Raw genomic sequence first — 4,378 nt, 5'->3', positions numbered from 1 at the left:
AACGCCTATTATAGGAACTTACCCGAATCGTGGGAGGTAAGCACATTAGGTAATATTATTAATCTCATTTCAGGTAGAGATTTACGTATCAATAAAATTATTGAGCAACCTGATTTAGAGGGTATACCTTATATCACAGGTGCAAGTGATTTTCATGATGGAACTGTAGTTACCAACCGACAGACACTTGAACCTCAGGTTACTTCAGAAATTGGTGATATTTTAATAACCGTAAAAGGAACTGTAGGGAAATTAGGTATCAATCCTTATTTCAAAGCTCATATTGCTAGACAAGTTATGGCAATTAGTCCATATGTATTAGACAAAATATTTTTACAATACTTTTTGTTATATAAAATTTTTGAGATTAAATCACAAAGTCAGAGTATGATACCTGGAATTTCTAGAGAGGTTCTTTTAAAATTAACAATCCAATTACCACCTAAAGAAGAACAAAAGCGAATTTCTAACTTTATTCAACTAGTATTTGAAGTAATTGATCAAGTGAATTAAATAAATTAACTATTTTTTCTTGACTAATGAGTGATGGGACAAAAAATCTAATATTCAATAGTTTCTCCTTATCCAGTGTTGGTAGAGCAGAGCCCTTGGTATATCTTGAAAAATCTATTTTTTGCCAGATTAAATATGCGTATTCATGATTAAGTATTTGATACGGTGTAAAAGTCCCCGTATTTAAGTCTACTGCTGATAAATTTGACAAAATTCTTTTCTTATCGGTTAAAACTGCTCCACCATTTTTAGGAAAGACTATTGTACCTGAAGGAAAAATCTTAAATTTTAGATTTGATTTTATAAATAATGATGTGAATCGTAAATACTTTTCGTTACCTGCTGTATTCATATCAGATATTTTAAAATATGGAATATCTTCATGATTCATTAAAGAGGATAATTCAGTTTTTTTCGGAGTTTTACCTCCACTGTATATACCTAAATCTCTAAGTTTAAACATCTTCCCATAATAGGCGTTACTATAAAATCGAGTAGGGACTAATTTCTAGTCCCTCTCACACCACCGTGCATGCCGTTCGGCACACGGCGGTTCAACTAACTTTTAACGCATGTCGTTTTAGATAATAATCTAAGCAGGAAACCAGTCCACGTTTAGCGAGGACTGGTTTTGATATGGCACGTTTCAGTACTGACCTCTGAGCCACTAATTGATAGTGGTCTCCCCAGCCAGATACTTTATCCGCTATCCACTTCGGTACTCCTAGTCTGAGAAGCCCCCATAGTCGCCTAGATTTCTTCTTCCATTGTTTCCAGATTACAACTCTAATTCGTGTTCTCAACCGTTCGTCAATCTCTGCCATGGCAGATTTCATATTCGTCAAGGCGAAATAGTTTATCCAGCCTCGGATAAGCCAGTTGAGTTTCTCAATACGACTGTCCAAGTCAATGCTCCATTTGCGTGTTGTTAGTTTCTTGAGTTTTCTCTTGAAACTCTGTACGCTATCTTGGTGCGGACGGCTTTTCTAGCCCTCCGGTGACTTCCAGAATCCAAACCCTAAATACTTCAGTTTGCCTGGTCTCATAATCTTGGTCTTAGTCATATTGACTTTCAATCCTAATCGTTTTTCGATGAAGCGACTAACAGAATACATGACACGTTTGGAAGCTACTTCGCTCCCTACGGCGATGACGCAATCATCTGCGTAGCGGACGAAGCGAAGCCCTCGACTTTCCAACTCTTTATCCAACTCAGTGAACATGATATTAGATAGGAGCGGTGACAGATTTCCTCCTTGGGGGATTCCCACAAAGGTTTTATGCCGTTGTCCGTTGATGACCACCCCTGAATGAAGGTACTTACGAATCAGAGATTCTGTATCCCCATCCTGGATGATGTTATGAACAAGGGACATCAGTCTATCTTGAGGAACTGTATCGAAGAACTTCTCAAGGTCTATGTCCACTATCCACTCATAGCCATCATTGAGGTATTCTAATAACTGGATAATGGCTTGTTCGCATGACCGATTTGGTCTGAATCCGTAACTCCTCTCAGAGAAACAGGGTTCACAGATAGGGCTGAGGACTTGGACAATAGCTTGTTGTATCATTCTATCCATGACCGTTGGGATGCCTAGCTGGCGAACTCCGCCATTAGGTTTGGGAATTTCAACTCGTAGAACTGGTTGAGGTTTGTATTTCCTCTGTTTTATGAGTTATTTGGTTGGTCGCCAGTGTTGGCGGAGATAGTTATCTATGTCATCAATGGTGATGCCATCAATTCCAGCTGAGCCTTTGTTAGCTTTCACTTGATTGTAGGCTTCAAGCATATTAGAGCGAGATAGAATAGTATCTAGTAACTTTGACATGTGGGTATTCCTTTCTTGTTTCGGTGTCTGAGTGACATCTTATATTGATGAACTTTCCTCCGGTCAATACGTGACCGCATCCAGCTCTATCAGACCGCTAATTTTACAGACACAAGTGAAGTAGGTATACTTCGGTTAATTGTTCAGCCCTTCGCTCCATTTCTATTACAGAAACTTCATCGCTACTATGGCATCAGCTGACTTCTCATGATTCGTTGTTACTACGTCTGGGACGCTCATGAGACCTCACGGGATAAGCCGTACATCTTTCATCGTTTACTCTCGTGATTTACGTATATAGGTTACGACTACCTTTTTGGACTTTAGAGTTTTAAGCCCCCTCATCCTCTATATACGCCTTTATATCACGTTTCTATTCGTAGAGCCACGATTTCGCTATCCCTTCCTCTCCCCGCTACCTCACGATAGTCAGGCTTGGGAGTCGCTATTGGGTTCACCGGTAGCAGGTGTCCACAGAGGACTTACACCTCAGATGTACGGCATGCCCGTCGTACTTAACAATAGGCATCAGAAGCTAATCTGATGCCTATTGCTATTACCATGTTACTATTTTATCTACAATAGCCTGCTGTTCACTAGATGTTCTGCGGAGATATATCCGCGTCGTTTCTATTGATTCATGACCCAATAAATCTGCTAATAGTGAAATATCATTAAATTTTTCTAAAAATCTTTTAGCGTACATATGTCTAAAAGAGTGAGGGTATACAACGTTAGTATCTAACTGATATTTTATCGCATAGCTTTTGAGCTGTTGTGCGATACCTCGTGTTGTTATTGGTTGGTCGAATCGATTTAAAAATAGATAGCCTGACTGTCGCTGTTCATCAGATAGCCATTTCAGTGTCTCATTCTTCAATCGTTTTGGAATATATAATCGTCGTATTTTTCCACCTTTTGAGTAAATATCAAAATGCCCCACTTGAACATGCTCCACTTTTAATTTTACAATTTCGCTTACACGAGCACCTGTTGCACCCAAGTACCAGACAACAAAGTACCATTTAGTATTTTTATCTTGTCTAAGTTTTCGTTTCAAAAATAGATAGTCTGCATAGCTTATAACATCCTCTAAAAAATTCTTCTGCTGAATTTTTAAAGCTCGTAAGCATAAGTCGGAACGTCCTATAAACTTTAGATAATGGTTAAGTCCCTGAATTCTAAGGTTTATTGTCTTGGGTTTAAAATGCTCCATCAAAAATCCCTTATACTCTAAGATAGATTCTAATTTTATTTCATAATTTCTATTAAAATATCTAACGGTATAAAGATAAGACTGTATAGTATTGGGAGCAAGATTTTGCTTTCGCAAGTGTAATTCAAATTGTTTGAGTTGTTCCATTATATTCTCCTGTAATCAAAAAATTTGAAATTCCCCCGCACCTAAGTATTATACAGGAACATAATAGAAATAAATAAGCTTACAGTTATTTTTTGCTGTAAGCTTATTTTAAAATATTCCACTAGCATACCATTTTCAAAACATTGAAGATATTTTCGATAAATAGTGAAATTCTTTTTTGCTCTGCTAGAGGTGGGACAGCCAAAGGTAGTTTTTTTGTCTTTTCGATTGTCAATGTTCCAACAGTAGTTCCGCTAGTGCTATCAATTAGCTGCTTTATTATAGAAGAATCTAAAGATAATTCAATATAACTTGACTCAGTAAATCCAAGATATTGTAACCACACAACGTTTCCATCTTTGAAATAGATTTTAGCATCTTTTGGTACTGTATACGTAACTCCTAGAGTTCCAACTCCTGTAACTAGAATGTCTCTAAAACTCGGAATACCAGAAGATTTTATTTTTTCTTGATATGTCCCTTCTGAAATATATATTGGATTTTTTAACGGTAATTTCTTTTTTAAGGAGACTATTTCTCTAGCTCTATAAAAAGGAACACCTTCTTCTTTCCATTCACTTTGTAGGACTCGTTTACTCGAGGTAATATGATATAAATTTCCTAAAGTTGTTACCTCCCACGATTCGGGTAAGTTCCTATAATAGGCGTT

4 protein-coding genes and 1 pseudogene are annotated in these 4,378 nt (G+C 37.3%); 1 reads left to right on the top strand and 4 read right to left on the bottom strand.

Features of this window, described 5'->3' with window-relative positions:
• Positions 1 to 513, top strand: a 513-nt coding sequence (locus BVE84_RS10210; protein ID WP_179098515.1) for a restriction endonuclease subunit S, incomplete at its 5' end; no start/stop codon positions are given.
• Here the strand turns inward: BVE84_RS10210 and BVE84_RS10205 are convergent.
• The 4 genes and pseudogenes from BVE84_RS10205 to BVE84_RS10185 form a co-directional block, all read right to left on the bottom strand.
• Positions 473 to 976, bottom strand: coding sequence for a restriction endonuclease subunit S (locus BVE84_RS10205; RefSeq protein ID WP_076996882.1), 504 nt, complete (start codon positions 974 to 976; stop codon positions 473 to 475). The two genes, BVE84_RS10210 and BVE84_RS10205, sit on opposite strands and share 41 nt — an antisense overlap.
• A gap of 91 nt (positions 977 to 1,067) precedes the next feature.
• Positions 1,068 to 2,345 (bottom strand): annotated as a pseudogene (ltrA, locus tag BVE84_RS10195) (group II intron reverse transcriptase/maturase).
• A 556-nt stretch (positions 2,346 to 2,901) separates the two neighbouring features.
• Complete coding sequence (locus BVE84_RS10190) at positions 2,902 to 3,708, bottom strand: tyrosine-type recombinase/integrase (RefSeq protein WP_076996880.1); 807 nt, start codon at positions 3,706 to 3,708, stop codon at positions 2,902 to 2,904.
• 121 nt (positions 3,709 to 3,829) lie between these two features.
• The coding region (locus BVE84_RS10185; protein ID WP_179098516.1) for a restriction endonuclease subunit S at positions 3,830 to 4,378 on the bottom strand (549 nt) is incomplete at its 5' end.

It is taken from the genome of Streptococcus azizii (genome assembly GCF_001984715.1).
Lineage (GTDB): Bacteria > Bacillota > Bacilli > Lactobacillales > Streptococcaceae > Streptococcus > Streptococcus azizii.
This window is presented reverse-complemented; position numbering and strand designations above follow the sequence as displayed.